The following is a 1,068-nucleotide window of genomic DNA, read 5'->3' as shown; positions in this document are numbered from 1 at the left end:
GGCGCCGAGCATCAGGTCGCCCTCCGGCGGGGCGAGGGCCGCCGCGTCGATCGCGCAGCGCGGATCGGGCCAGAGCATCGGCGAGAACAGGGTCCACGGCCGCTTCGGCGCGATGACGCGGAAATCGGTCCGGAATCCGGCGGCTTCCGCGAGGCCCAGGGCCTGGGAGCGGAGACCGGCGAGGTCGGTGCACAGGACGCGGGCGGTGACCGGAGCGGCCTGTCCGTCGGCGATGGCTTGGGTTGCGGCCATGAGAGTCGGCGCGGCTTGCATCGCGGCGTTTTCGTGCCAGCCGGACATTTCGTCAACACATGTCGCACGGTTGCAGGTTTTTCATCTCTGGGTAGAGTGGCGCCATGGCAAGTTCGCGCCGAATGAAAGCCCGCCACGACCGCGCCGGACCGGCGGCGCCGCCGTGATGAGCGCGGCCGGGAGCGACACGGCATCGCTGCCGCGCTTCGAGGTGCGGCTCGCGGCGCCCGACCTTGCGCCCTGGCTGCCGGGCAATACCGGCATCGAGGGGTTCATCACCTTCGCCGCCCCGCGCTCGGGGCCGCATGTGATGGTGCTGGCGCTGATGCACGGCAACGAGATCGCCGGCGCCGCGGTGCTCGACGCCCTGCTGCGCGAGGGGCCGCGCCCGGCCTGCGGGCGGCTCACGCTCGGCTTCGTCAACCTCGCCGCCTATCGCCGCTTCGATCCGGAGAACCCGGTCGCCTCGCGCTTCGTCGACGAGGACCTGAACCGGGTGTGGGACCCGGCGGCGCTGGAAGGCCCGCGCCGCTCCGCCGAGCTCGACCGCGCCCGCGCGATCTGGCCGCTGATCGCCGAGGCGGACTGGGTGATCGACCTGCATTCGATGCTCTGGCCCTCGGACCCGCTGGTCCTGTGCGGCCAGGGCGCGCGCAGCCGGGCGCTGGCGATGGCGATGGGCACGCCGGCGCTGGTGGTGGCCGATGGCGGCCATGCCGGCGGGCGCCGGCTGATCGACCATCCGCGCTTCCTCGCCGAGGCGGGCGATGCCGCGGCCGTGCTGGTCGAGGCCGGGCAGCACTGGCAGGAGGACAC

The 1,068-nt window shown here is 73.4% G+C and carries 1 protein-coding gene and 1 pseudogene; one reads left to right on the top strand and one right to left on the bottom strand.

What is annotated here, in order from left to right:
* Positions 1-252 (bottom strand): annotated as a pseudogene (locus APM_RS12030) (ELM1/GtrOC1 family putative glycosyltransferase); the annotation flags it as partial.
* Positions 253-418: 166 nt separating this feature from the next.
* Here APM_RS12030 and APM_RS12025 point away from each other — a divergent pair.
* The coding region (locus tag APM_RS12025; protein WP_039888477.1) for a succinylglutamate desuccinylase/aspartoacylase family protein at positions 419-1,068 on the top strand (650 nt) is incomplete at its 3' end.

The sequence above is a fragment of the Acidiphilium sp. PM genome (assembly GCF_000219295.1).
GTDB classification, from domain to species: domain Bacteria; phylum Pseudomonadota; class Alphaproteobacteria; order Acetobacterales; family Acetobacteraceae; genus Acidiphilium; species Acidiphilium multivorum.
Note: the sequence above shows the minus strand (reverse complement) of the source record. Positions and strands in the feature narration are given on the sequence as shown.